This is a genomic window from Streptomyces sp. NPDC093568 (assembly GCF_044764945.1).
Taxonomy (GTDB): Bacteria; Actinomycetota; Actinomycetes; order Streptomycetales; family Streptomycetaceae; genus Streptomyces.
In genome coordinates, this window is sequence record NZ_JBIWJD010000002.1 from 199,665 (window position 1) to 223,935 (window position 24,271).

The following is a 24,271-nucleotide window of genomic DNA, read 5'->3' on the forward strand; positions in this document are numbered from 1 at the left end:
GCCCCGCCGGGAGGTGGGGCCCTTCAACTTCACGAGCAGGAGCCGCACATGGACATGAGCAGACGTACGGTCATAGCCGGCGCCGCGGCGGCGGGGATCACCGCCGCGACCATCGGCAGCGCGAGCGCCACGGGGGGCGGGGCGCCGGTGAAGTCGCTCTTCGGCAAGCTCGCCGACGGCACCAAGGTCCACAGCTGGTCGCTGGCCAACGGCGGCACGCGGATGAAGGTCCTCTCCTACGGCGGCATCGTGCAGTCGCTGGAGATCCCGGACCGCCGCGGCCACTGCGCCAACGTCTCGCTGGGCTTCGACAACCTCGAGGACTACGTCGCCAAGAGCCCGTACTTCGGCGCGCTGATCGGCCGCTTCGGCAACCGCATCGGCAAGGGACAGTTCACCCTCGACGGCAAGGCCTACCAGGTCAACGTCAACGACGGGGAGAACAGCCTGCACGGCGGCGCCAAGGGCTTCGACAAGCGGGTGTGGGACGTCGAGCCGTTCACCAAGGGCTCCGACGTCGGCCTGCGCCTCTACTACACGTCCGTCGACGGCGAGATGGGCTACCCGGGCACGCTCAAGGTGAAGGTGACGTACACCCTCACCCGGCACGGCGACTGGCGCATCGACTACGAGGCCACCACCGACAAGGCCACCGTCGTCAACCTCACCAGCCACGTCTACTGGAACCTCGCGGGCGAGGGCAGCGGCACGATCGAGAACCACCGGCTGAAGATCGACGGCTCCCGCTACACCCCCGTCGACTCGGGCCTCATCCCCACCGGTGAGCTGGCCCCCGTCGCCGGCACCCCCTTCGACTTCCGCCGCACCAAGCGCATCGGCGAGGACCTCCGCGAGGCCCACCAGCAGTTGCTGTACGGCAAGGGCATCGACCACAACTGGGTGCTCGACAAGGGCGTCTCGCCGCGCCCGGAGTGGGTCGCCACCCTGAAGGACCCGTCATCCGGCCGCACCCTGCGGATGGCGACGACCGAGCCCGGCCTGCAGTTCTACTCGGGTAACTTCCTCGACGGCACCCTGGTCGGCCCGTCCGGCCGCACCTACCGGCAGGGCGACGCGCTGTGCCTGGAGACGCAGCACTTCCCGGACTCGCCGAACAAGCCGTCGTTCCCGTCGACGGTGCTGCGACCTGGGCAGACGTACCGTTCGACGACCGTCCACTCGTTCAGCCGCTGACGTCCGGGGCGTCTTCTCTGACCGACCTTCACAGGTGGCACACAAGTTCTCACCGATTCCTCAGTGGTTGAACAGCGCCACCCAAGCCTCCGTATGTAAGGGCGGCCCGTGCTCCCCCGCGCGGGCCACCCAAGACGACGGGCCCGGTCGTCCCCACCGGGCCCGCCCCACACGGAGGTTCCATGGCCGACAACGTCACCTCGCTGTTCCGCAGCACCGCGGCACACAGCCCGTCGATGGCGGCGCTGACGCGTGAGGGCGGCGACGGGGCCGGTCCGGTCGACTTCTGTATTCCCTGCAACCCGTACTTCCCGACGCCGGAGATGTTCCAGGACATGGCGTCGAAGCTGCGGGACATCATCACGTATTACCCGAGCAGCGCCGACACCATCACGGCCGAGCTCTGCAACCTCCTCCAGCTTCCGCCGCAGTGCGTGGCGATGGGCAACGGCTCCACCGAGCTGATCACCTGGATCGACCATCTGCTGGTCCGTGAGTCCCTCGCCATCCCCGTCCCCACGTTCGGCCGCTGGACCGACCAGCCGATGGAGACCGGCAAGCGCGTCGACATGTTCCCGCTCCAGGAGTCCAGCGGCTTCGCCCTGGACCTCGCGCAGTACGCCGAGTTCATCCGGGCCAGGGGGACCCGGGTGGCGGTCATCTGCAACCCGAACAACCCCGACGGCGGCTACCTCCACAAGCACGCGCTCGTGCAGTTCATGGACGCGATGGCCGATCTGGACCTGGTCGTCATCGACGAGTCGTTCCTCGAGTTCGCCGACGCCGAGCAGGAGCCGTCGGTGGTCCAGGAGGCGATGCTGCGGCCCAACGTGATCGTGCTGCGCAGCCTCGGCAAGAACTTCGGCCTGCACGGCATCCGCTTCGGCTACCTGGTCGCCAACCCGGCGCTGGCCGGCATGGTCCGCTCGATGCTGCCGAAGTGGAACCTCAACGCGTTCGCCGAGCACGTGGTGTTCATGCTGAAGAACCACGGCGCCGAGTACGCGCAGAGCCTCCACCAGGTGCGCCGGGACCGCCTCGACATGGCCAGCCACCTGGCCCAGCTGCCGGGTCTGACGGTCTACCCATCGCAAGGCAACTTCCTCTTCGTGCGCCTCCCCGTGGGCGCGGAAGGCACCGTGGTCCGCGACCGGCTGCTCACCGAGCACCGGATCCTGGTCCGCGAGTGCGGCAACAAGATCGGTTCGTCCAGCCGCTTCCTGCGACTCGTGGTGCGCCCCCAGGTGGACGTGCGTCGCCTGGTGTCCGGCCTGGAGCAGGTGCTCTACGGGTCCAGGAGGGGAGCCGCCGTACCCGAGCTGGGTACAGGGACCAACTACAGCTCGGGTACGGCGGCCGTGGACCGGTTGGTCAGCTCCACCAACGGCGCGGGCATGCCGGGGATCGCCGCGCAGGCCATGGCGGCGCCTCAGCCGCAGGCGGTGCCGCAGGGGGGCGGCATGCCGATGCCGGCGCCGGTTCCGGTGGCCCCGGCCGCGGCCGCCGCACCGGCTCCCGCGCCCATGCCCGCGCCCGCTCCCATACCCACTCCCGTCCCCACTCCCGTCCCCGTCCCCGTCCCCGCCCCCACCCCCGCTCCGGCTCCCGCTCCCACCCCGATGACGTTCCCGTCACCGGTGGCGCCGGCCGCGGCCGTGGTGCCGCCCGGGCCCACGCCTCCGGGGGTACCGGCTCGTGGGGGCCTTACGGCGGCCCAGGTGCGGGGTACTACGGGTCCGGGGCTGACGCCGGCGCCGGCGACCGGGTGGCCGAACAGCCAGAGTTGGCCGAATGCGGCGGGGATGCAGGCCGGGTAGCGCCCAGTCGCCGTAGGCGTGTTGTGCGTGGGCGACTGCGGGTCCGTTGTGGCTGGTCGCGCCCACGCGGGGAGCCGCACATCGATACAGCCCCGCGCCCCTTGGGGCGTTGCGGCTGCCGCCGGCAGGGGCAGCCGATGTCCGGCGCCCACGCCTCGGGGACACAGGAGCACGTACGCCACCAACTCGGTTCGAAAGGGCCGTGGAATCGAACCACTTGCGCGTCCATGGTCCGCGCAGCCCCTCCTGTCCCACGCCTCCAGTCGATGCCGTCCCGACCGGGCGCCGCCTGCGATCACCCACGCAAATTGATGACCGGCCGAAAGCACGGCGGAATGCATCCTTCCCGACAGATGGAATTCACAACTCCACTAGCCGAACCGCTTGTTCGTTGACACTCACTCAGCGGCATGTTTAGGGTAGGCAGCCGTAAGGAATTCTCGGCACCCAGGACGGATCACCGAACGGGGGTATGCGTGAGTTCCGCCGAGTACGGGGGGCGAGTCGAGAGCGACTGCCCGGCATGGGATCCTGCCGCAATATTTCCGGCTCCGGATTCCCAAGAAATCGACAGAATCCTGACGGCCGTAAATCAGGATTCAAAGGCCCTCTCCGGTCGATTACGTGACCGGATGACGGAGTTGGACACCGAAGCCCTGCTGGACGGGATCCGTCAGTACGAGCGATGCGTCACCGAGCTTCAGCGGGTCAGCGTCTACGCGGAACTGCTGTACGCCCTCCACGACCAGGGGCCGGCCGCGACCGGGCTGCTGCGCCGCCTGGACGGCGAGTGGGCCCGCCTCGCCGCCGAACTGGAGTTCTTCGAGCCGGGACTGGCCGCCCACCCCGGACCCGGAGATCTCGGCCCGTACCACCACTTCGCCCAGCGCACCCGCACAGCGGCGGCCCATGAGGGGCCGGGCGGGCCTCAGGAGGCGGCGCTCGCCACACTGCTGCCGACCGGGACCGAGGGCTGGCAGCGCCTGGCGCAGCAACTGCTGGCCCGCATCCGCGTCGAGCTCGACGGCGGGACACGCTCCCTCGGGGAGGCCCTCCCCACGCTCTACAGCCCGGACCGCGCCAGGCGGGCCGCCGTGCACGCTTCGATCAACCGGGCCCTCGAACCCGAACTCGAACTGCGTGCGACCGCGCTCGGCATGATCGTCGCGGACGGCGAGGCACGGGCCGCGCTGCGCGGCACGGATTGGCTGAAATCACGTCACTTCGCCGACCAGATCCGGCCGGACGAAGTCGCCGTCCTTCTCGCCGTGGCCGATGAATGCACCCCGATCGTTCATGATTACTACGCGCTGAAGTGCACGCTTCTGGGGCTCGACCGACTGGCCGACTATGACCGTTACGCACCTCTCGGCAATTCGGTACAGGACATCGCGTGGCCGGATGCCGTCGATGTGGTGATCGCTTCATTCCGTAAACTTGACCCGGGCTTTGAAAAGCTTGCCCGATCAATATTTGACGCCGGCATGGTGGATGCCGCACCCCGTCCGGGAAAACAGCGGAGTGCCTTCACTCGCGCAATCCCCGGACAACTGCCCTGCATTTCGATGAACTTCACCGGCCGATTGCGCGACGTCCTCACCCTCGGCCATGAGATGGGGCACGCGGTGCACATGCTGCTCGCCTCGGAGCAGCCGTTCCTGGCCGCGAACCCGCCGTCCATGGTGAACGAGACCGTCGCCCTGTTCTGCGAGGCCATGACCGTGCGCACGCTGCTGGCCGGCCACACCGACCGGCACACGAGGGCCTCAGTGCTGGCACGCTGGCTGGAGGACCAGTTGGTGGCCGTCGCCAGGCATGCCGTCCTCCACCGGTTCGAGGTCGCGCTGCGCACGGAGCTGCGCGAGACCGGCACGCTGGAGGCCGACCGGATCGCCGAGTTGTGGACGGACGGTCAGCGCGGCCTGTACGGACCTGCCGTCGAACTGACCGACGGCTACCGCATGTGGTGGAGCTACCTCGGGCCGCTGTTCACCGACCCGGGCTCCCACTACCCCTACATCTACGGCCAGTTGGCCGCCCTGGCACTGCTGAACCGCTTCGACGAGGACCCGGCGGGCTTCGGCCCCCGGTTCCACCGCCTGCTGGCGGCCGGCGACACCCGGCCGCCGCAGGAACTCCTCGGCGTCGCCGGGGTCCGCACCACCGAGGCGGACGACTGGCGCCGCGCCGCCCGCACCCTGCGGGGCCAGCTGACCGGGCTGAGCTCCCTGGCCCGGCAGCTCCACTGACTTCCGCACCCCCACCCCGGTGAGGGAGCGGAGCATCCACACCGACCAGTCAGGAAGGAGGGGACCGACATGACCGTTGCCATGAAGACGCGCAAGGCGAGCATCGCCGGCAGCACCGTCGAGGGCTGAGGCCCGCCGTGCACGGAGGTGACCGAGTCCGTCAGGGCCGACTGACCTCCGTGGATTCCAGGGATCCCGTCGGTGGGCGCCGTAATCGCCCACCGACGGGATCCTCCGGCCGGACGCCCGGCAGCGGGCGTGGCTGTCATCAAGTATCGCGCTTTCGCCACGTATCACGAAGGGATGGCCACACCATGCCCGCAGACGGGCGCATCCTGCCCCAGCTCAAGCACACCTCGCCCCTCTTCGGCTCCGGCGACACCGTCTACATCGGCGGCTTCGGCGAGGTGACCGAGATCGACGACCCCACGGGATCCATCCGCCGGCTGCTCGAACTCCTCGACGGCACACGGACCGTGACCGAGGTGCACCGCGATCTCGCCGCGGACTTCCCCGAGGTGTCCGCCGAGGAAGTCGCGGCGGCGGTGGAGCAGTTCGACGAGGCCGGCTTCCTGCTCAACGGGGCCGTCGCACCGGAGGGGATCCTGGAGGACCACGAACTCGAGCGCTGGGCGCGCAACATCAACTTCTTCGGGTCCTACGCCCGCCTCGCGGACAACAAGTACGACCTCCAGCGCCGGCTGCGCGACGCCCGCGTGACGCTGCTGGGCCTGGGCGGGCTCGGCACCCATCTGCTGCTGGACATGGCCGCGATGGGCATCGGACACGTGCGGGCGGTGGAGTTCGACCGCGTCGAACTGTCCAACCTCAACCGGCAGATCCTCTACCGGGAGAGCGACATCGGCCAGGAGAAGCTGTATCTCGCGGCCGAGCGCGTGCGGCTGTTCAATCCGCACATCGACATCGAGCCGGTGAGCCTGAAGATCGGCTCCACCCAGGACGTGCTGGGCGTGATCGACGGCGCCGACGTGGTGATCTCGGTGGCCGACCGGCCCAAGATGGAACTCGCCCACTGGGTCAACGAGGGCTGTGTGCTCCAGCGCAAGCCGCTCGTCACCGGCGGTCTGGAGACCCAACGCGCGGTGTACTTCACCATGATCCCGGGACAGACCGGCTGCATCGCCTGCTGGCGCCGCCAGGTGCTGCACGAGGACCGTGTCTCCGACCGGCTGCTGACCGAGAAGCGCGAGCGCCAGATCGGCGGGGACAACGCCGCCTTCTGCCCGTTGGTGACCATGACCACCGGTTTCCTCGTCGGCGAACTCACCCGTCTGATCACCGGCATCGCCCCGCCGGTCGCCGCGGGCCGGCTGATGCAACTGCGCTTCGACGACTACGAGATGAGCGAGAGCGAGCGCTGGGAGCGGCTGGAGGACTGCGCCGTCTGCGGCAAGGACGCCGTCGATACGACCACGGCGACCGCGCTCACCGAGGCACGGTAGACAGGCTGGCGAGGTTCGTGCGGTGAGTGGTGTGGAGCAGCGCTCGGATGACGTGGGTTACGCCAGGATGCCTCGCATGGGAAGCCGTTACTACGTACTGCTCACCGCCTACCTCGCGTCGTCGCTCGGCAACTGGGTCTACCGGCTGGCGCTGCCCCTCCTCGTACTGCACCTCACCGGCTCCGCCCTGAGCACGGCCGTGCTGTACACCATCGAGTACGTGCCGTTCCTTCTGCTGTCCATGCCGGGCGGGGTGTTCGCGGACCGCTTCGACCGGCGCCGATTACTGATAGCCGGAGATACGACGGCCGGCGTCATCGCGGGCTGCCTCGGCATTCTGGTGGTCCTCGACATCCACACGCTCTGGCCGATCTACGTCGCCGCGTTCCTGCTGTCCTGCGTGGAGCCGATCTACCATCCCGCCTTCCAGAGCTTCCTGCCGGACATCGTCCCGTCCGAGCGGCTCGGCCAGGCCAACGCCTGGATGCAGACCGGCGACAACATCATGGCGATGGCCGGCCCCGCCATCGCCGGCGGCCTGGTCGCGGTGTTCGGCTTCGACGTCACGGTGTTCCTGAACGCCGGGTCGTTCCTGGTCTCGGGTGCCGCCATCCTGCTGATCCGCGGGCTGGGCGAGGGCACGACAGAATCGCCGGACGCGGCGCCCCGAGAACCCCAAAGGCCCTCGTTCATCGGTGAGATGAAGGAAGCCGTCCGGTACATCTTCAAGGACAACAAGGTCCTGATGGCCGGCTCCCTGATGTTCACCGGCACCAACTTCGCCATCTGGCTGATCCAGGCCAACTTCATCTACTACCTGACCGACTACCGGGCGTTCGAACCGGACGTCATCGGCATCGTGCTGGCGGCCCAGGGAGTCGGAGCGGTCATCGGGGCCGCCGTCGCGGGCCGGTTGATCCGCCGCAGACCTCCCGGCCACATCCTGATCGGCACGACGGCACTGGCGGGCCTGGTCACCCTGCTCCTGGTTCCGGTCCGCGACCCCGTCGGCATCGCCGTCGTCTGGGGCCTGGTCTTCGCCCTCGGCTCGATCAACCCGGTCGCCTGGTTCACCCTCCGCCAACGGATCGTCCCGGGCCACCTCCTGGGTCGTGTCGTGGCGACGACCCGCATGCTCGCCTTCGCCTCGATCCCGGTGGCGGCCCTCGTCGCGGGCGCGGTGGAGAGCTCCTTCCACGACATCTACGTACTGATCACCATCGGGGCCCTGCTCAGGTTGCTGATCGCCGGACTCGCTTACCTGTCGCCGCTGCGTACGTCGTCGTCGCCCGCCGTGGACGCGCCCGCGCCGGTCGCCGAGGAGGCCGAGGCACCGGATCCGGGCCCGACATCGAGGAATTGACGGGAGAGGCAGCGATGGACGGTTCACGGCTCGACCTGTGCATCATCGGCATGGGGCCGCGCGGACTGGCCGTCCTGGAGCGGATCTGCGCGAACGCCGAGGCCGTACCGGAGAGCCGGATCGTCGTGCACGTGGTCGACCCGCATCCTCCCGGCCCCGGAAGGGTCTGGCGCCCGGCCCAGTCGCGTCATCTGCTGATGAACACCGTCGCCTCCCAGGTGACCATGTTCCCGGACGAGAGCGTCGACCTGCACGGCCCTCTGCGGCCAGGGCCGAGCCTGCACGAGTGGGCCCGCTTCCTGGTGCTGATCGGCTCCTTCGGCGGACGCCGGTACCCCGACGAGACGCTGGCCGAGGCGGCCGAGCTGGGACCCGACTCCTATGCCACCCGGGCCTTCTACGGGCACTACCTGGAGTGGGTCTACGACCGGGTGGTGGGCACGTCGGCGGACCGCGTCACGGTGGTGGTGCACCGGTCCCAGGCCGTCCGGCTGGACGAAGAGAACGACGAAGGCCCGGCGCAGAGCGTGCTGCTGGCGGACGGGACACGGCTGACCGGGCTGCGCGGGGTCGTCCTCACCCAGGGCCACCTGCCCACCGTCGCCTCCCCGCGCGAGGCTGAGTTCAGGGCGTTCGCGCGGACCGAGCGACTCCACTACGTCGCCCCGGGCAACCCGGCGGACGCGGATCTCGCCGCGGTGCTGCCCGGCGAGCCGGTCGCCCTGATGGGCCTGGGCCTGAACTTCTTCGACTACATGGCGCTGCTCACCCTCGGCCGCGGCGGCACCTTCGAACGCGACGGGGACGGCCGGCTGCGCTACTGGCCGTCCGGCCGGGAGCCGGTGCTGCACGCCGGTTCCCGGCGCGGAGTCCCCTTCCATTCCCGGGGCGCCAACCAGAAGGGACCCTACGGACGTCACGAGCCCGTGGTGCTCGACCGGGCGACGGTCGGCAAACTGCGCGCTCTGGCCGCCCGCCGCGGCGGCCTGGACTTCCGGCGCGACATCTGGCCGCTGCTCGCCAGGGAGGTCGAGACCGTCTACTACGGTGCCCTGCTCACCGCACAGGGCCGGGCGCGCGACGCCGGGGAACTGCGGGCCCGCTATCCGGTCCTGCCCCGGGAGGACGGCGCCGAGCGGGGCTTGCTCGACGCCTACGGCATCCCGGCCGAGCTGCGCTGGGACTGGGAGCTGGTGGCCCGTCCGTACGGCGACAGAACGTTCACCGGTCCCGCGGACTACCGGGACTGGATCATCGGGCATCTGCGCGCGGACATCGCCGCCGCGCGGGAGGGCAATGTCGACGGGCCGCTCAAGGCCGCCGTGGACGTGTTGCGGGACCTGCGCAACGAGATCCGGCTGCTGGTCGACCACTCCGGGCTCACCGGCGACTCCCACCGGCAGGACCTGGACCGGTGGTACACGCCGCTCAACGCCTTTTTGTCCATCGGTCCTCCGGTGCGACGGACCGAGGAGGCGCTCGCGCTGATCGAGGCCGGCATCCTGCATATGACCGGCCCCGGTACCCGGGCCCGGCCCGATCCGCAGGCGCACGCGTTCGCCGTCGACTCGGGCCGCGTGCCCGGCTCCGAGGTGTGGACGTCCGTACTGATCGACGCCCGGATGCCCGACGTCGATCTGCGTCGCACCGCCGACCCGCTGCTGCGTCAGATGGCGGTCGCCCGGCAGGTACGGCCGCACCGCATACCCGACCCCGGTGGCGACGCCTACGAGACCGGCGGACTCGCCGTCACTCCCAGGCCCTATCACCCCGTCGACGGCTCGGGCCGGCCGCACCCGCGCCGGTTCGTCTTCGGGGTGCCGACGGAGTCGGTCCACTGGGTGACCGCCGCCGGCATCCGCCCGGGCGTCAACTCGGTGATCCTCAGCGACGCCGACGCCATCGCCCGCGCCGCACTGGATCTGCCCGACGTCTGCCCGCCCCCGGGTTCGGACGCCACCCCCACCACGAAGGCGGCGGTATGACAACGGACCGTACTTCGCCGGTCGGCCCGGACTCCGGGCTGCTCACCCCGGTGCGCGCCGGCACGCGGGCCGAGGAGGCGACCTCCGACGCGGCATGGCTGCGCGCGCTGCTGGACGCGGAGACGGCGCTCGTGCGTGCCCAGGCCCGGCTGGGGGTGGTGCCCGAGAAGGCCGCCGAGACGATCGCGTACGTCGCCGCGACGCACCCGTTCGACCTCGTGGACCTGGCGCGCCGGGCCCGCGGTGCCGCCAATCCCGTGGTCGCCCTGGTCGGGGCGCTGACCGCGGCCGTCGCGGCCGAGGACGAGGCCGCCGCCGACCACGTCCACCGCGGCTCCACCAGCCAGGACATCATGGACACCGCCGCCCTGCTGGTCGCGCGCCGCGCCACGGACCCGCTCCTGGCCGACCTGGACCGCACCACGGCCGCGCTCGCCGGGCTCGCCGCGACGCACCGGGACACGCCCATGCCGGGCCGCACCCTCGCCCTGCACGCCGTACCCGTCACCTTCGGCCTCAAAGCCGCGGGCTGGCTGCTGGCCGTACTGGAGGCGGGCGAACGACTGCGGGACGTACGGCACCGCCTGCCGGTCCAACTGGGCGGCGCGGCGGGCACCTTGGCGGGTTACCTCGAACACGCCCGGGCCGGCTCGGCCCCGGTGGCCGACCGGTACGCCGGCCGGGATCCGGCCGCCTACGTCACCGACCTGGCCGACGCCTTCGCCGCCGAGACGGGACTCGCCGTACCGGTACTGCCCTGGCACACGGCTCGTGGCCCGCTGGCCGAACTCGCCGCGGCGCTGGCCCTCGTCACCGGTGCCCTGGGCAAGCTGGCCGTGGACGTGCAGACGCTCTCCCGCACCGAGATCGCCGAGGTCGCCGAACCCGCCGCCGCCGGACGCGGGGTCTCCTCGGCGATGCCGCACAAGCGCAACCCGGCGCTGGCCACGCTGATCCGCGCCGCCGCCCTCCAGGTCCCGGCCCTGGCCCTGGTCGTCACCCAGGCCATGCTCGCCGAGGACGAACGTCCCGCGGGTGCCTGGCACGCCGAATGGGAGCCGCTGCGCGAGTGCCTACGGCTGGCGGGCGGTGCCGCGCACACGGCGGCGGAGCTGACCGAGGGCCTGACACCGCACCCGGCTCGCATGCGCGACAACCTCGCCCTCACCGGAAGCCTGCTGGTCACCGAACGCCTGGCCGCCGTACTGGCCTCGACTTTGGGCAGGCGGAAGGCGGCGCACGTGGTCACCGCAGCCGCCACCGAGGCCGCGCGAAGCGGCACTCCCCTGCGCGCGGTGCTGACCCGATCGCCGGACCTCGCCGACCACTTCACCGAACAGGAACTGACCGACCTCCTCGACCCCACCCACTACACGGGCGCCGCCGCGACCCTCGTACACCGGGCCCTGACCCACTACGAGGCGCTCCGCGACCGGCGCGGCTAGGGTCTGTCCGTTTCGGGAAAGCCGCAGGTCCACCTCCGCACGGACGGTCTTGCCGGGCGCGGAGTCACGGTCCAGCACCGAACGAGCCGCCGCGGTGATCAGTTGGTCCCGTACCGCCTGCACGGCGTCGGCCAGTTCAATCCGATGGCCGGTCATGTCCCGCGCAGCCCCGCCACGAGCAGCTCGACCAGTCGGCGTGCGTCGTAGCGGGGGTCACTGTCCGCGCCGATGCAGAGGTTGCCGACGCCGCGCATGAGCTCGTACGCCTCGACGCCGGGGCGGATCTCGCCGGCGGCGGCCGCGGCTTCGAGGAGTTGGGTGCAGACGGGGAGGAGGCGGTCGAGGAAGTAGGTGTGCAGGGTCTCGAAGCCGGCGCTGTCGGAGTGCAGCACACCCGCGAGTCCGTGCTTGGTGACCAGGAAGTCGACGAAGAGGTCGATCCACTGGCGGAGCGCGGTGAACGGGGAGTCGGTGGTGGCCAGCAGCCTCGGGCCGGCTTGCGCGCACGCCTCGATCTGATGGCGGTAGACGGCGGTGACGAGATCCGCCCGTGTCGGGAAGTGGCGGTAGATCGTGCCCATCCCGACGCCCGCCTTGGCCGCGATCTGGCGGATCGGCGCGTCGACGCCCGAGGTGACGAAGACCTCGGCGGCCGCGGCGAGCAGCGTCTGCTGGTTGCGCTGCGCGTCGGCCCGCTTGCTTCGGGCCGGTGTCTTCCCGGCCGGGTTCTCGGTGGACATCAGGCATTCCTCGTACGCCGTTGACAAAGCGGAACAGTGCTCCGGATACTAAATGGAGCAGTGTTCCGGTTCAGGCTAGCCGACCCGGGCACTTCCGACCACCCTGCCCACCCCTGCCCTGAAACGGCCGGCGTGCGCAAGGGCCCCAGAAGGGAAGCGCATCATGCCCGCATCCACGCAGACCACCGCCCTCGCCCCGCCCGCGCCGGTCCTGTCGTACGGCCCGGTGGTGCTGCCCGTCCCGGGACGCCCCGTGGACCTGCACCTGCGCGTCACCGCGCCGGCGACCGGGACCGACCTGCCCGTCATCCTCCTCTCCCACGGGCACGGCCCCTCCAACCACCTCTCCTCGCTGCACGGTTACGCGCCGCTCGCCAACCTCTGGGCGGCGCGGGGCTTCGTCGTCGTCCAGCCCACCCACCTCAGCTCGAGGACCCTGAGCCACCTCGTCGCCGACGCCCCCGGGGCGCCCTTCTTCTGGCGTTCGCGCGCCGAGGACATGACCCACGTCCTCGACCGGTTCGACGCGATCGAGGCCGCCGTGCCGCAGCTGGCCGGACGCGTGGACCGCACCCGCGTCGCCGTCGCCGGGCACTCGCTCGGCGGTCACACCGCCGGCCTGCTGCTCGGCGCCCGCACCACCGACCCCGGCACGGGCGAGGCGGTGAACCTGCTCGACCCCCGGATCACGGCGGGTGTGCTGCTGGCGGCACCCGGCAGGGGCGGCGACGTCCTGAACGGCCCGATGGCCGAGGTCATCTCGTTCGTCCACTCGTCCGACTTCTCCGCCATGACCACGCCCGCCCTGGTCGTCGTCGGCGACAAGGACGACGCCCGGCACTTCACGGACGCCGGGCCGGACTGGCACGCCGACGCCTACGCCCTCGCCCCCGCGCCCAAGACCCTGCTCACCCTGTTCGGCGCGGAGCACGGACTCGGCGGCATCGCCGGCTACGACGCCGCCGAGACCACCGACGAGAACCCCGCACTGGTCGCCGCGCTCGGCCGCCTCGTCCCGGCCTACCTCCGCGGCCGATTCGACCCCGAGGACGACACGTGGCGAACGGCGACCGAGGCCCTGACGACCGGCCCCGACGCCGTCGGGCGCGTGGAGTCCAAGTAGCCGTCGGGCCGCGCCCGCCGACTTCGGCGAGCGCGGCCCGACGCGTGCGCTACCGGCCCGGGCACTCCTTCCACGCCAGGTGGTACACCGTGCTGATGTCACCGTCGGTCGAGTCCATGGTCATGAAGCTGACCTTGCTCGGCGAGGAGGAGCCGAGGTTCACCCGCAGCTCGGTGTTGATGTTGAAGTTGCGCTGCTTCCCGCAGGGCGCCCAGACCAGCTGCGCCCAGTCGGTCTCGTCGGTGGCCTGCCAGTTGTCGTTGAGCGGGCCGCTGAAGGGGTGGCTGCGGAACTGCGTGTTCGGAGAGCCCTGGAAGTAGTACGAGGCTCTCTGCGTGGCGTTCGCCCCGGACTGGAGGGCGGCGAAGCCGCGGTAGTCGGCGCTGGCGATGGCGTAGGTGAAGCCACCGGGGACGTGCACGACCAGGCTGAGCTGGCAGTTCTTGCGGAACGCCGTCGGGTCGGAGCTGCCGCCGACCTGGGCGAGGTAGTCGCTGTAGGTCACGGTGAAGGCGGTGTTGTCCTCGGAGACGGCGACGGCCGTCGTGCCCTGGGGGCAGCCGGAGCCGTTCACCGTGGCGACCTTGATGACGATCTTGTCCGGCGGCGGGTTGTCGAACGCGGGGGCCGCCTGAGCGGGCAGGGCGCCGCCGAAGAGGGCGGCCAGCGCGCCGCCGCTCAGCAGGAGGCGCAGGAGTCCACGTGCCATGGAGCTCTCCTTGGGGATGGGGGGTGGCTGCGCCTCCGGCCCGTTTCACTCTCGTTGAACATTTGAAGAAACGGTGAGGTTCCTGTGAAGGCCGGAGGCGTACGCATCGTAGGAGCCGCGCGTGCGGTCGGCAGGAGCCAACTCCAGCCATTCACAGTTGAGTTATCCACAAGGGGCGAGGTCGTTCACATCCACGTGGCGGCCACCCGGGAAGGTCAGCCGAGGCGGATCACGTTCCAGGACAGCGGTTCCAGTACGGCGGTGAGCCGGCCGTCCTTCAGGGCCGTGCCCTCGACCTGGTGCGGGCTGACCCGCTCGGGGTCGTCGAGGGTGTTGCGGGCGTCGGGATCGGCGTCCGCGAGGGCGCTGTGCTCGACGACCGCCGTCAGGTCGAGGCCGCTGAGGGCGACCTCCAGCGGCAGCGCCTCGCCGCGGCTGCGGTTGACCGCGAAGACGGTGACCGTGCCGTCCTCGGCGCGCACGGCGGTGGCGTGCAGCAGGTCGGTCTCGCCGTACTTCTCGGTCTCGTGGGTCGGGGAGTCCACCCGGACGTCCAGGACCTGGCCGCGGCCGTACCGGGACGCCTGCGCGAAGGGGAAGAACGTCGTCTGCCGCCAGGCGGGGCCGCCCGGCTCGGTCATGATCGGCGCGATGACGTTGACCAGCTGCGCGAGGCAGGCGACGGTGACGCGGTCCGCGTGCCGCAGCAGCGCGATCAGCAGCGAGCCGAAGACGACCGCGTCCATGACGCTGTAGTTGTCCTCCAGGAGGCGGGGGGCTTCCGGCCAGTCCGTCAGCGTCTTGGCGTGCGCCTCCCACTCGGGCAGGTACCAGACGTTCCACTCGTCGAAGGAGAGGTTGATCTTCTTCTTCGACTTCAGCCGGGCGCCCACGTGGTCGGCGGTCGCGACGACGTTCTCGATGAACGACTCCATGTCGACGGCGGAGGCGAGGAAGGAGTCGAGGTCGCCGTTCTCGGGCCAGTAGTAGGCGTGCAGCGAGACGTAGTCGACGAGGTCGTACGTCTCCTTCAGGACCGTCGCCTCCCACTCGGCGAAGGTCGGCATGGACTGGCTGGAGGAGCCGCAGGCGACGAGTTCGACGCCGGGGTCGAGCTGCCGCATCGCGCGGGCCGTCTCGGCGGCGAGACGGCCGTACTCCTCGGCCGTCTTGTGGCCGGTCTGCCAGGGGCCGTCCATCTCGTTGCCGAGGCACCAGAGCCTGATGCCGAAGGGGGCCTTGTCGCCGTGGGTGACACGGAGGTCGGACAGGTCCGTGCCCTCGGGGTGGTTGGCGTACTCCTGGAGTTCGAGGGCCTCGGCGACGCCGCGGGTGCCGAGGTTGACGGCCATCATGGGTTCGGCCTGTGGGCCGATCTTGCGGAGGAAGTCGATGTACTCGGAGAGGCCGAAGCGGTTCGTCTCGGTGGAGTGCCAGGCCAGGTCGAGGCGGCGGGGGCGGTTGTCCGCCGGGCCCACGGAGTCCTCCCACTTGTAGCCGGACACGAAGTTGCCGCCCGGGTAGCGGACGGCCGTGACGCCGAGTTCGCGGACCAGGTCGAGGACGTCCGTGCGCAGGCCCTTGTCGTCGGCGGTGGGGTGGTCCGGTTCGAAGATGCCGGTGTAGACGCAGCGGCCGAGGTGTTCGACGAAGGAGCCGAAGAGGCGGGGGTTGACCTCGCCGACGGTGAAAGCGGGGTCGAGGGTGAAGCGGGCGGTGTGCATGTTCGCCTTTCGGGGTGGGTCGTTCTGTTTCGGTGGCGGCATGTATTTGACCGGCATCGACCGCCTGCTGTTCGACATATCGGATTACGCACGTGACTTCGAACGGGAACGTAAGGTGGAAGCGTTTTCCAGTCAATGCCCCGTGCATGAATTCCGGGCCGTGGCGGTCGTTCCCCGTTGAAACAACGGTCGCCGGATCGCATGACGCGAACACTTCGGGCCGCGTAGGCTCGAACGGCCCGCCGAACGGCGGGGGAACAGGGGATGCGATGGACATCGCGGGCGCGCGCAAGAGGGCGGCCCGGGTCGCTTCGGTGCTCCGGCTGCGGCGCTCTCCCGCCGCCGCCGCGATGCACGACCTGGCCTCCGGGCTGAGCACGGCCGTGCGGGCCAGCTCCCACCCCCCGTCCGACGTGGGCGAGTTGTGCCACGCGCTGTGCGCCGAGATGAGCGCGCTGCGCGGCGGGCGCCCCGTGGAGCTGCGTTTCGAGCGGTTCCCGGACGAGATCGAAGTGACCGGGCTGTGGGTGGAGTTCCAGGACTTCGACCTGGTCATCGTCGAGGAGCGGGCCGAGGCGGTGCAGCGGCTGGTGGTCCTGGGGCACGAGCTGTGGCACATGCACGCCGGGCACCGCCACCCGCACACGGCGGGCACCGCGGCCGCGCACGCGCTCGTGGGCACACCCGGCTGGCGGGAGGCGGCCCTCACGGTCGCCGCGCGCAACGGCTCCCGGCGGCGGGACGAGGCCGAGGCCGACGACTTCGGGCACCGCCTGGCCGCCGCGTTCCGGCCGCTGCTGTCCGGCGGGGACGGCGACGCCCCGCCCCTCGACCCCGTACAGCGGTCCCTGGGCTATCGCGGACGGAATCGGGGTGCGACGCCGTGACGTCGCTCGCGCTGACGCCGGTCGAGTTCGTCAACGAGTTCTATCCGAACTTCTGGTGGATCCCCGCCGGGATCCTGGCCGCCGCGCTGGCCATCAAGCTGCCCACCATCATCCGGCTGTGGAACGACCCGCTGCTGCGCGCGGTGGGCGGACTGCTGCTGCTCGCCTGCTCGGTGTTCGTGTTCGTGGCGCCGTCGACCATCGCCCGGGTCAACCGGCTCACCGGGATCCCGAACTTCTCCGGGCCCTGGGTGTACTCGCTGCTCACCGCGTTCTGCGCGTCCTGCCTGCTGCTCATCATCACCTGGCGCAGCGGTCTGTCCGACCGCTCGGCCCGCACCCGCCGCGCCATGCGCGGTGTCGTCGCCGTCTACTCCGGGGTGATCGTCGCGATGTGGGTGCTGTTCGCGCTCGCCGACGTGCCCGTGGAGCGGCTGCGGGACCTGGACACGTACTACGCCAACACGCCGTACATGCGCGAGATGATCGTGCTGTACCTCCTCGCGCACACCACGGCGGCCCTGGTCACCAACTGGCTGATCTGGAACTGGATCCGCACCGACGGACTCGACGCCTGGCTGCGCTGGGGCCTGAAGTTCCTCGGCGTCGGCTACACCCTTCAGCTGGCCTTCGACGCCGCCAAGCTCACCGCCCTGGTGGCCCGTTGGGCCGGCCGGAACCTGGACTGGCTGAGCACGGCCGTGGCACCGCCCCTCGCCTGCCTCTCCGCGATCCTGGTCGCGGTCGGCTTCATCCTTCCGCACGCCGGCCAGTACCTGCACGACCGCTGGCGCATCCGGCTCGCCCACCGCGAACTGCGGCCGCTGTACCTGCTGATGAAGTCGGTCAACGGCGGTGGCGTGCCCTTCGTGCTGCGCGCCACCCCCGAACTGCGGCTGATCCGCCGGGAGACGTTCATCCGCGATGTCCTGCTGCCGCTGGCCCGGTTCGTCGACCCGGAGCAGCGCGACCGTTCCTACGACTGCGCCGTCGCCCTCGGCCTGCCACCGGACCGGGCGAAGGCACTGGCCTCGGCGGTCGCGGTCCTGGACGCCGTCGACGCCAGGAGCGCCGCACGGGACGGCGAGGGCGGCGGCGACACCGACACCACGGATCTGCTGCGGGACATCGGGGCCATGTCCCGCGCCCTGCGGGACGCCGAGGACATCCGGGCGGTACGGAAGCGGACGGGGTCCCGGCCGGACGGTGTACCGGTCGCCAACTGACGGCGAATTGGCCAAAGTCTCCGCGCGCCCCGGGACGGGCCGAGCCTGTGGCACAGGGCCCGGCCGCCCGGCCCGGGCAGTTCGTTCTGCTCCGATTTCGGCTCGGTTTCGGCCATCCCTGGCCGCCCTCGGGTGCGGAAGGTGGCTGAGCCGACACGGGACTTGGCATATTGCACAGGGTCGAACGTCCAGCGGCCACGGGGAGAACCGTGCGTACGAACAGGGAGATGCGTCGCCTCGCCGACGCCCTCATCGGCCCCATCCGCGTGCCCGTGCCCGCGGATCCCGAGGCCCTGTTCCAGGCGGTGGTCGACTCGGCCGTCCAGTGGCGCGGCCGGCCCATCGTCGTCCACCGGGAGGTCTTCCCGCCGCACACCGCCAGCGGGCTGTGGCTGGAGCGCGAGACGCACGACGACGTCATCGTCGACCGGCGGGCCGCCGTATGGCACCAGATCGTGATCTTCTGCCACGAGGTGTGGCACATGCACCAGCGGCGGGACCCCGTCGCCGGCCCACGGCCGGCCGCCGCCCGCAGTGACTTCACCCTCGCCGACGAGCAGGAGGCGGACCGCTTCGGCATGCTGATGGGCCGCAAACTGCGCACCTGGCTGGAGGCCTCGGCGGACTCCGTGTTCGCGGCGGGCGCCGACGGCGAGGACCTCGCCGGCCGGATCGGCGCCGCGCTCAACTACCGCGGGACGCAAGGGTGAGCGCCCTGCTCGGCTATGTCAGCTGCGCGGTGCTGTGGCTGGGCGTGGCGGTGAAGGTCCCGGACCTGGTCCGCCATCGCCGCGACCCCTATCTGCGGGCCATCTGCGCGGTCCTGGGCCTGGGCGGCCTCTGCTTCTTCCTCGGCGCCCCGCCCACGGTCGGCGCCGTCAACCGTCTCAGCGGCGTCCCCAACCTCGCCGCGCCGCTGACGTACGCGGCGATCACCGCGTGCGGCGCCGCCTCCCAGATCCTGGTCACCCTCTGGCGGGGCGGGCCGGGTGTGCACCGCACCGCCCGCCGCTGGGTGCTCGCCTACGCCGGGGTGGTGCTGTGCGTCGCCGCGCTGTTCCTGCTCGGCGATGCCCCGGTGGAGCGCCGGGAGGACCTGGACACCTACTACGCGACGACGCCGTACCTGCGGGAGATGATCCTGCTCTATCTGGCCGGGCATCTCACCGCCGTCACCGTCACCGCGGTCTCGGCGCTGCGCTGGGCCCGCGAGGTGCGCGGCCCGCTGCGCGCGGGGATGCTCACGCTGGGGGCCGGAGCCGTGTGCGGGGCCGGGTACAGCGTGTCCAAGCTCATCGCCGTGGCCGCCCGCTGGACCGGGCGGGACTGGCCGACGCTGGGCACGGACGTCGCCCAGTCGGCCGCCGGTCTCAGTGCCGTGCTGACGGCCACCGGGGTGCTGATCCCGCTGGCCGGCCCCCGGCTGGCCGAGTGGCGGCGGGCCCGGCGGACGTACACGCGCCTCGCTCCCCTGGAGCGCGAGCTGGACGACGTCCTCACCCGCCGCCGGCTGCGGCTGCCACGCCCGCGCTGGTCCTCCCCCGCCACCCGGCTGGTCTGGCGCCAGACCAGCATCCACAACGCGCTCAGCCACCTGGACGCCTACGTCGACCGCGAGTTGTACGACGAGACGCACGAGGCCGCGCTGCGGGCGACGGGCGATCCGGAGCGGGCGGCGGCGACGGCGTGGGCGGCGGTGATCGCCACGGCGGCCAGGACGTGCCTCGCGGAGCAGTCCGGCTGCCCGTGGGACGGGCCGGCCGGTGCGGCGCGGGAGGCCTGGCGCGCGGTGCCGGCGGCGGGGCACGCCGGTGAGTCGGAGTGGTTCCAGGAGCGGGCGCCGGGCCCGGAGGCGCTGGTGCGGATCGCGGACGCGCTCGTCACCTCGCCGCTGGCGCGCGGGGCCCTGGCCGGGGCGCGGGCGGCGGAACGGAGCTCCGCCGTATGAGTCTTGTCGTCTATCTGGCAGCCGGTGTCCTCGCGCTGTCCGCCGCCGTGCTGTTCCGCCGGCCCCGGACGACCGCCGGGAAGCGCTCGGCCCGGCCCGACCCGCTGACCGTGTCCACCTGCGTGGCCATCACGCTCGGCGCGGTCGTGTTCCTCTGCTCGGCGCCGATGACCCTGGCCGCCGTCAACGACCTCACCGGCGTCCCCAACTTCGGCGCCCCGCTGACGTACGGGCTGCTCACGGCGTACAGCTGCTCGCTGCTGATCCTGCTCATCAACTGGCGCGGCGGGCCCCGGGAGCGGGTACGGCGGCTGGTGCTGCGCTGCATCGCGGTGTACGGCCCGCTGATCGTCGCCGTCGTCGTGCTGTTCGCGCTCGCGGACGCGCGGGTCGAGCGGCTGACCGACCTCGACACCTACTACGCCAACACCCCCGGCATGCGCGAGATGATCGTGCTCTATCTGCTCGGGCACAGCGCGGCGATCGTCGCGATGGTCGTGGTGTGCGTGCGGTGGGGCCGGGAGGTCACCGGGCTGCTCAGGGCCGGGCTGCTGCTGATCTGCGTGGGGTCGCTGCTGGACCTGGTGGGGTTCCAGCTGACCAAGTACACGGCCGTGGCGGCACGTTGGGCGGGACACGACCTGGACTTCCTCTCCACCCAGGTCGCCCCGCCGATGGCCGCGCTGGCGGCGCTGATGTGTTCCGCCGGGTTCGTGCTGCCGAGGCTGCTGCCTGCCGCCGTGGGGCACTGGCGGGGGCTGCGCGACCACCGGCGGCTCGGGCCGCTGTGGCTGCGGGTGGGGTTCGTGTCCACCGCGCCCAGGCCGGAGTCGTCCTGGTGGCAGCTGCCCGCCGAACGTCTGCACTGGCGCGAAGTGGCCATCCATGACGCCCTGTTGACGCTGGCCCCCTACTTCGACGAGCGGGTGCGCGAGCGGGCGCTGTCCGCCGCGCTGGCCGGGGGACGCTCCGCGCACGAGGCGCGGGTCGCCGCGGAGGCCGCCATGATCGCCGCCGCGGCCCGACGGGCGGCGGCACGCGAGGAGCCGCTGGCGACGCCGAGCACCTCCCGTCTGCATGCCACGGAGGTCTCCGGCACGGGCGGGCTGGTGGAGTTGGCGCAGGCACTGGGCCGATCGGCTGCCGGGAACACGGTGCGTGAAGGTACGGTGAGAGCCTGAGCGCTCCGCTGGGTGCGCCGCGAGGGGGAGTGCCGAGACATGCCGTCGGTCGTCTGCGGCGCCGGCGTGGCTGATCGCGCAGTTCCCCGCGCCCTACGGGCGCTTGAGTGCGAGGAGAGGCATGTCGCGTAGAGCTGTCGTCATCGGTGCGGGACTGGCGGGCATGCTGGCCGCGGCGGCCCTGTCCACGGTCGCCGACGAGGTGGTCGTACTCGACCGGGACGAACTGCCCGACGAGCCCGCGCACCGCAAGGGTCTGCCGCAGGGCCGTCACGCGCATCTCCTCATGGCCGGCGGACTGGCCGCGATGGAGGACCTGGTGCCCGGCGTGAGCATGCGCAAGCATCTGCTCGCCGCCGGCGCGCACGAGATTCCGCTCGCCTCCGGCATGGTCGCCCTCACCCCCGAGGGCTGGTTCCGGCGCTGGCGGCATCCCGGACCGCAGATGCTGACCTGCACCCGGGCCCTGCTGGACTGGGCGATACGGGACGCCGTGCTGGCCCACACCGGGGTGGAGATCCGCAAGGCGCAGGCGCTGGAGCTGACGGGTTCGGCCGAGCGGGTCACCGGGGTGTGCCTGTCGACGGCGGACGGCTCGCAGGACCTGCCGGCCGACTTCGTGGTGGACGCGAGCGGGCGTGGCTCACGGGCCGTCACCTGGCTTGCGGAGCTGGGCATTTCGGATGTCCGCGAGAAGACCGTGGACGCCGGTCTGGTGAACGCCACCCGTCTCTACCGCACCCCCGAGGGCGCCGGGCCCTTCCCGCTGACCATCGTGCAGGCCAACCCGTACCTCGGCCGGCCCGGCCGCAGCGGGATGATGCTGCCCATCGAGGGCGACCGCTGGATGGTGAGCCTGGCCGGCACGCGGGGCGGGGGCGAGCCGCCGTCGGACCCGGACGCCTTCCTGCGGTACGCCCTTGAGCTGCCCGACCCGATCGTGGGCCGCCTGATCTCCGGTGCCGAGCCGCTCACCGACGTCCATGTCAGCCGCAGCACCAGCAACCATCGGCGGTATCTGGAGAAGACCCGCCGGTGGCCCGAGCGCTTCGTGGTCCTCGGTGACGCGCTGGCCACCTTCAACCCGGCGTACGGGCAGGGCATGTCGGTGGCGGCGATGGGCGCGCGGGCGCTGGGCGAGGAGTTGCGCGGCGCCGGCCTGACCGGTTCCGGGCTGGCCCGGCGGGTACAGCGGGCGGCGGCCCGGTCGGTGGAGGGGGCCTGGACGATGGCGGTGAGCCAGGACGTCTGGTTCCCCGGCACAAGGGGCGGCTCGCCGGGGGTCGCGGACCGCCTGGTCACCGCCTACACGCGCCGCATGATCCGCACGGCGACCGGCTCCTACACCGCCGCGTCGGCGGTCTGGGACGTGACGAGCATGACGACAGGGCCGACGCGACTGCTGCGTCCGTCGACCGTTCTGGCGACGCTGAGCGGGCCGCCGATGCCGGCGGCGGTGGGGGCACCGCTCACGAAGGAGGAGCGGGAGATCCTGCGGGGTCTGGACCGGACCGCAAGCTGAGGCAAGGGGGCCAACGGGCCACGGAGGCGCGGGAGTTGGAATTCACCTCGCCTCCCCGGCGGCCCCGTCCCCGGGTCAGCCGGCGAACGCGGGCTGGACCAGCCCCTTCCCCGCGCCGGGTACGACCAGCAGCGAGCCCGCCAGCGGGAGCGGCGCGTCCAGGCCGACGCGGGCCGTGGTGATGTACAGGTCGGTCAGGTCGGGCCCGGCGAAGGCGCACGCGGTCACCCGGGGCACCGGAAGCTCGATCACCCGGTCCAGCTCGCCGTCCGGCGTGTAGCGCCGGACCGCGGCACCGTCCCAGAGCGCCACCCACACACCGCCCTCGGCGTCCACGGTGAGCCCGTCGGGGAACCCGGCGCCGTCCTCGATCGCGACGAACGGCCGCCGGTCGACGACACCGCCGTCCACGTGGTCGAAGACGTCGACGCGCCGCGTGGGCGAGTCGACGTAGTACATGAGGCGGCCGTCCGGGCTCCACCCCGTGCCGTTGCTGACCGCCACGTCGTCGAGGACGAGATCGGCCGATCCGTCACCGGTGAACCGGGAGAGGGTGCCGCCGCCCGGGGCCTCGTCGTAGCGCATGGTGCCCGCCCACAGGGAGCCGTCGGGGGCGACGGCGGCGTCGTTGGCGCGGCGGCCCGGGACGGCCTCGTGGTGCAGCCAGCGGAAGGAGTCGTCCGGGTCGAGCAGTCCCACGCCGTCCCGGAGGTTGAGGACGAGCCCGCCGCCGGCGCGGGGCTTGACGGCGCCGATGTGCTGGGGCGTCGTACGGACGCTGCGCCGCCCGGAGACGGGGTCGTAGGTGTGGATCCGGCTGCCCAGGATGTCGATCCACAGCAGCCGTCCGCTGTCCGCGTCCCAGGTCGGCCCCTCGCCCAGCTCGGCCTCCGCCGCCACGGCGACCTCGTACGCCGCCGTCATGCCACGCTCCGGTGCCCGAGCCGCTCCGACAGCTCGGCGGCACCCTTCGCGGCGAGCTGCTCCAGCTCGGCGAGGCGGTCGTCGCTCCAGCGGATCATCGGCACGGAGATGGAGAGGGCGGCGACGACCTGCCCGGTGCGGTCCCGCACGGGCGCCGCGACACACGAGACGTCCGGGTTGGACTCCCGGCTCTCGACGGCGATCCCGCGCTGCCGGATCGCGGCGAGGGCCTCGCGCAGATCGCCGGGGTCGGTGATGCTGTTCGGGGTCATGGCGACGAGCTCGGCCCCGTCGGGGATCCGCGAGCCGAGTTCCGACTCGGGGAGGGAGGCCAGCAGCATCTTGCCGACGGACGTGCAGTGGGCGGGCAGCCGGCGACCGGCGGCGGAGACCATCCGCACCGCGTGCGTCGAGTCGACCTTGGCGATGTAGATGACGTCGGTGCCCTCGAGGATCGCCACGTGGACGGTCTCGTCACAGGTCTCGGCGACCGACCGCGCGACCTGCTGCCCCTCGGCCGCGAGGTCGAGCTGCTCGGCGTACCGGCTGCCGAGCTGGTACGGCCGCACGCCCAGCCGGTACCGTCCCGGCTGACCCGGCACCTGGACGATGTACGACCGGGCGGCCAGAGTGGTGACCAGCTCGTGCACGGTGGTGCGCGGCAGCTGGAGCTTGCGCACGATGTCGGGGGCGGAGAGCGTCCCGTCCCCGTCGAGGAAGAGCTCGAGAATGTCGAGAGCCCTGGTCACGGCTGGTACGAGGCGTCCCACG

At 71.6% G+C, this 24,271-nt stretch carries 19 protein-coding genes; 14 read left to right on the forward strand and 5 right to left on the reverse strand.

Going from position 1 to position 24,271, the window contains the following annotated elements:
- The first annotated feature begins 48 nt into the window (after positions 1 to 48).
- The 7 genes from ACIRD7_RS10425 to pcaB all read left to right on the forward strand — a co-directional run bounded on the left by ACIRD7_RS10425 (position 49) and on the right by pcaB (position 11,516).
- Entirely contained in the window at positions 49 to 1,194 is a 1,146-nt protein-coding gene (locus ACIRD7_RS10425; RefSeq protein ID WP_403452075.1) for an aldose epimerase family protein, read from the forward strand.
- Between the two features lie 182 nt (positions 1,195 to 1,376).
- Positions 1,377 to 3,011, forward strand: a complete 1,635-nt coding sequence (locus ACIRD7_RS10430; protein WP_403452077.1) for a pyridoxal phosphate-dependent aminotransferase — start codon at positions 1,377 to 1,379, stop codon at positions 3,009 to 3,011.
- A 632-nt stretch (positions 3,012 to 3,643) separates the two neighbouring features.
- Complete coding sequence (locus ACIRD7_RS10435) at positions 3,644 to 5,260, forward strand: M3 family metallopeptidase (RefSeq protein WP_403452079.1); 1,617 nt, start codon at positions 3,644 to 3,646, stop codon at positions 5,258 to 5,260.
- A 314-nt stretch (positions 5,261 to 5,574) separates the two neighbouring features.
- Positions 5,575 to 6,723: a ThiF family adenylyltransferase gene (locus ACIRD7_RS10440; RefSeq protein WP_403452081.1), complete on the forward strand. Its 1,149-nt coding sequence runs from the start codon at positions 5,575 to 5,577 to the stop codon at positions 6,721 to 6,723.
- A 76-nt stretch (positions 6,724 to 6,799) separates the two neighbouring features.
- Complete coding sequence (locus ACIRD7_RS10445) at positions 6,800 to 8,086, forward strand: MFS transporter (protein WP_403452083.1); 1,287 nt, start codon at positions 6,800 to 6,802, stop codon at positions 8,084 to 8,086.
- Positions 8,087 to 8,100: 14 nt separating this feature from the next.
- Positions 8,101 to 10,071, forward strand: a complete 1,971-nt coding sequence (locus ACIRD7_RS10450; protein ID WP_403452086.1) for an FAD/NAD(P)-binding protein — start codon at positions 8,101 to 8,103, stop codon at positions 10,069 to 10,071.
- Complete coding sequence (gene pcaB / locus ACIRD7_RS10455) at positions 10,068 to 11,516, forward strand: 3-carboxy-cis,cis-muconate cycloisomerase (protein WP_403452088.1); 1,449 nt, start codon at positions 10,068 to 10,070, stop codon at positions 11,514 to 11,516. Before ACIRD7_RS10450 ends, pcaB begins: the two co-directional genes overlap by 4 nt.
- A gap of 152 nt (positions 11,517 to 11,668) precedes the next feature.
- Here pcaB and ACIRD7_RS10460 read toward each other — a convergent pair whose 3' ends face one another.
- Positions 11,669 to 12,256 (reverse strand): TetR/AcrR family transcriptional regulator, encoded by a 588-nt coding sequence (locus tag ACIRD7_RS10460; RefSeq protein ID WP_403452090.1) that lies wholly within the window; start codon positions 12,254 to 12,256, stop codon positions 11,669 to 11,671.
- Positions 12,257 to 12,419: 163 nt separating this feature from the next.
- Here ACIRD7_RS10460 and ACIRD7_RS10465 point away from each other — a divergent pair, with 163 nt between their 5' ends.
- Positions 12,420 to 13,379, forward strand: coding sequence for an alpha/beta hydrolase family protein (locus tag ACIRD7_RS10465; protein WP_403452091.1), 960 nt, complete (start codon positions 12,420 to 12,422; stop codon positions 13,377 to 13,379).
- A 49-nt stretch (positions 13,380 to 13,428) separates the two neighbouring features.
- On the opposite strand, the gene ACIRD7_RS10470 is transcribed toward ACIRD7_RS10465, so the two are convergent.
- Together ACIRD7_RS10470 and ACIRD7_RS10475 are read right to left on the reverse strand one after the other, a co-directional pair.
- On the reverse strand, positions 13,429 to 14,088 hold the full coding sequence (locus tag ACIRD7_RS10470) for a DUF4360 domain-containing protein (protein WP_403452093.1): 660 nt from the start codon (positions 14,086 to 14,088) through the stop codon (positions 13,429 to 13,431).
- Positions 14,089 to 14,303: 215 nt separating this feature from the next.
- Entirely contained in the window at positions 14,304 to 15,812 is a 1,509-nt protein-coding gene (locus tag ACIRD7_RS10475) for an alpha-N-arabinofuranosidase (RefSeq protein WP_403452095.1), read from the reverse strand.
- A gap of 269 nt (positions 15,813 to 16,081) precedes the next feature.
- Here ACIRD7_RS10475 and ACIRD7_RS10480 point away from each other — a divergent pair, with 269 nt between their 5' ends.
- The 6 genes from ACIRD7_RS10480 (at position 16,082) to ACIRD7_RS10505 (ending at position 22,576) form a co-directional block, all read left to right on the forward strand.
- A complete protein-coding gene (locus ACIRD7_RS10480) occupies positions 16,082 to 16,699 on the forward strand; it encodes a toxin-antitoxin system, toxin component family protein (protein WP_403452096.1) in 618 nt (205 codons plus the stop codon).
- On the forward strand, positions 16,696 to 17,925 hold the full coding sequence (locus ACIRD7_RS10485) for a DUF6545 domain-containing protein (RefSeq protein WP_403452098.1): 1,230 nt from the start codon (positions 16,696 to 16,698) through the stop codon (positions 17,923 to 17,925). Before ACIRD7_RS10480 ends, ACIRD7_RS10485 begins: the two co-directional genes overlap by 4 nt.
- Before the next feature lie 209 nt (positions 17,926 to 18,134).
- Positions 18,135 to 18,635, forward strand: coding sequence for a toxin (locus ACIRD7_RS10490; protein ID WP_403452099.1), 501 nt, complete (start codon positions 18,135 to 18,137; stop codon positions 18,633 to 18,635).
- Entirely contained in the window at positions 18,632 to 19,873 is a 1,242-nt protein-coding gene (locus ACIRD7_RS10495; protein ID WP_403452101.1) for an MAB_1171c family putative transporter, read from the forward strand. The genes ACIRD7_RS10490 and ACIRD7_RS10495 overlap by 4 nt, the downstream gene beginning before the upstream one ends.
- A complete protein-coding gene (locus tag ACIRD7_RS10500; RefSeq protein ID WP_403452103.1) occupies positions 19,870 to 21,054 on the forward strand; it encodes an MAB_1171c family putative transporter in 1,185 nt (394 codons plus the stop codon). Before ACIRD7_RS10495 ends, ACIRD7_RS10500 begins: the two co-directional genes overlap by 4 nt.
- A gap of 121 nt (positions 21,055 to 21,175) precedes the next feature.
- Positions 21,176 to 22,576: an FAD-dependent oxidoreductase gene (locus ACIRD7_RS10505; protein ID WP_403452104.1), complete on the forward strand. Its 1,401-nt coding sequence runs from the start codon at positions 21,176 to 21,178 to the stop codon at positions 22,574 to 22,576.
- A 75-nt stretch (positions 22,577 to 22,651) separates the two neighbouring features.
- Here the strand turns inward: ACIRD7_RS10505 and ACIRD7_RS10510 are convergent, their stop codons facing one another.
- Both ACIRD7_RS10510 and ACIRD7_RS10515 read right to left on the reverse strand, forming a co-directional pair.
- Positions 22,652 to 23,500 (reverse strand): SMP-30/gluconolactonase/LRE family protein, encoded by an 849-nt coding sequence (locus tag ACIRD7_RS10510; RefSeq protein ID WP_403452106.1) that lies wholly within the window; start codon positions 23,498 to 23,500, stop codon positions 22,652 to 22,654.
- Entirely contained in the window at positions 23,497 to 24,270 is a 774-nt protein-coding gene (locus tag ACIRD7_RS10515) for an IclR family transcriptional regulator (RefSeq protein ID WP_403452108.1), read from the reverse strand. Before ACIRD7_RS10515 ends, ACIRD7_RS10510 begins: the two co-directional genes overlap by 4 nt.
- Position 24,271 lies beyond the last annotated feature (1 nt).

Bases quoted from the DNA above. Each gene is read 5' to 3' on its own strand.
- ACIRD7_RS10425 (WP_403452075.1), top strand. From the start codon at position 49: ATGGACATGAGCAGACGTACGGTCATAGCCGGCGCCGCGGCGGCGGGG.
- ACIRD7_RS10430 (WP_403452077.1), top strand. From the start codon at position 1,377: ATGGCCGACAACGTCACCTCGCTGTTCCGCAGCACCGCGGCACACAGC.
- ACIRD7_RS10435 (WP_403452079.1), top strand. From the start codon at position 3,644: ATGACGGAGTTGGACACCGAAGCCCTGCTGGACGGGATCCGTCAGTAC.
- ACIRD7_RS10440 (WP_403452081.1), top strand. From the start codon at position 5,575: ATGCCCGCAGACGGGCGCATCCTGCCCCAGCTCAAGCACACCTCGCCC.
- ACIRD7_RS10445 (WP_403452083.1), top strand. From the start codon at position 6,800: ATGGGAAGCCGTTACTACGTACTGCTCACCGCCTACCTCGCGTCGTCG.
- ACIRD7_RS10450 (WP_403452086.1), top strand. From the start codon at position 8,101: ATGGACGGTTCACGGCTCGACCTGTGCATCATCGGCATGGGGCCGCGC.
- pcaB (WP_403452088.1), top strand. From the start codon at position 10,068: ATGACAACGGACCGTACTTCGCCGGTCGGCCCGGACTCCGGGCTGCTC.
- ACIRD7_RS10460 (WP_403452090.1), bottom strand. From the start codon at position 12,256: ATGTCCACCGAGAACCCGGCCGGGAAGACACCGGCCCGAAGCAAGCGG.
- ACIRD7_RS10465 (WP_403452091.1), top strand. From the start codon at position 12,420: ATGCCCGCATCCACGCAGACCACCGCCCTCGCCCCGCCCGCGCCGGTC.
- ACIRD7_RS10470 (WP_403452093.1), bottom strand. From the start codon at position 14,088: ATGGCACGTGGACTCCTGCGCCTCCTGCTGAGCGGCGGCGCGCTGGCC.
- ACIRD7_RS10475 (WP_403452095.1), bottom strand. From the start codon at position 15,812: ATGCACACCGCCCGCTTCACCCTCGACCCCGCTTTCACCGTCGGCGAG.
- ACIRD7_RS10480 (WP_403452096.1), top strand. From the start codon at position 16,082: ATGGACATCGCGGGCGCGCGCAAGAGGGCGGCCCGGGTCGCTTCGGTG.
- ACIRD7_RS10500 (WP_403452103.1), top strand. From the start codon at position 19,870: ATGAGTCTTGTCGTCTATCTGGCAGCCGGTGTCCTCGCGCTGTCCGCC.
- ACIRD7_RS10505 (WP_403452104.1), top strand. From the start codon at position 21,176: ATGTCGCGTAGAGCTGTCGTCATCGGTGCGGGACTGGCGGGCATGCTG.
- ACIRD7_RS10510 (WP_403452106.1), bottom strand. From the start codon at position 23,500: ATGACGGCGGCGTACGAGGTCGCCGTGGCGGCGGAGGCCGAGCTGGGC.